At 63.8% G+C, this 1,369-nt stretch carries 1 protein-coding gene; it reads right to left on the minus strand.

Annotation, left to right across the window (positions count from 1 at the left end; translation table 11 throughout):
• On the minus strand, window positions 1-1,228 hold a 1,228-nt coding region (locus EN914_RS35550; RefSeq protein ID WP_164779171.1), incomplete at its 3' end, for a sugar ABC transporter ATP-binding protein.
• Window positions 1,229-1,369 lie beyond the last annotated feature (141 nt).

The raw sequence follows: 1,369 nt of genomic DNA on the forward strand, positions 1-1,369 counted from the left end.
GGCTGGATGCCAGCGCGCCACGTGTCGGTGTCTTGATGCGCAGATCGGCGATCTGGCGATCGGCCTGCGTCTTCTCCTGCGTGCTCGAAATCAGCAGATTGTTCGAGATGCGCTTGTAGATCGGCAGGCTGAGGTTGAAGCCGACCGGCAGGTTGAGGCAGAGGCCCTGGTCGCGGCGGCTCTCCGGCGCCAGCGCCATGCCGAGCTTGATCGCGTCATGTTCGGAATTGACCTGTACCTCCTTGCCTTGCCAGAGGATCTGGCCGGCGGATTTGCGGTGGCGGCCGTAGAGCGTGGTGACGAACTCGCTGCGTCCGGCGCCGATCAGCCCATAGAGTCCGACGATCTCGCCGGCGCGGACCGTCATCGAGACATTTTCGAAGCCCTTGCCGGACAGGTTTTTCGCCTCGATGATGGCGGCGCCCGGCGTGAAATGCTCCTTGTGATAGACCTGCTCGATCGAGCGGTTGATCATCATCTTGACCAGTTCGGCATCGTTGGTCTCTGCGATATTGCGGGTGCCGACCAGCGTGCCGTCGCGCAGCACGGATACCCGGTCGGCGAGTTCGAACACTTCCTCCATGCGGTGGCTGATGTAGATGATCGTCACGCCTTCGCCCTTCAGACGGCGGATCAGCGTGAAGAGCTGGTCGGCTTCCTTGCGGGTGAGGTAGGCGGTCGGCTCGTCGAAGATCAGGAATTTGGTGCCGCGCACGGTGGCGCGGGCGGCGGCTATCAGCTGCTGCTGGCCGATGGTCAGGTCGCCGAGCGTGACATGCGCCGGCAGGTCGAAGCCGAGGTCGTCGATGATCGTCTGCGCCTGCCTGACCATGGCGCGCTGCTGCAGGATGCCGAAGCGCGAATTCTCCTCGCCGAGGAACATGTTGGCGGCGACCGTCAGGTGACGGCACAGCACGACTTCCTGGTGCACGGCATTGATGCCGAGCGCCATCGCCTCGTGCGGCGTCGCCAGGGCGGCCGACTGGCCCTCCCAGACAATCTCTCCGGAGGTGCGCGGCATGACGCCGGTCAGAAGCTTGATGAGCGTGGATTTGCCGGCGCCGTTTTCGCCGACGATGGCGTGGATCTCACCGGACTTGAAGGCGAGGTCGACCGGTTTCAGCGCGTGGGTGCCGGGATAGCGCTTCTCCAGCCCACGCAATTCGAGGATAGTCCGCCCCTGTTCCAGAACGGGTGCGGGATGCAGTTCCTGCGCCGTCGAAATCATGACAATCCTCCCAGATTGGCCTCCCGGGTTGGCTTCCCAGGCTGGCCTCACGATTGGCACGCGGCGAGGCAGGGATATGCCTCGAAAACAGCCTGGCTCAGGCGTGCGGATTGCCAAGCCGTTTGTGCGGCAGTTTGTGTC

This window comes from Mesorhizobium sp. M7A.F.Ca.CA.001.08.2.1, assembly GCF_003998455.1.
GTDB lineage: Bacteria > Pseudomonadota > Alphaproteobacteria > Rhizobiales > Rhizobiaceae > Mesorhizobium > Mesorhizobium ciceri.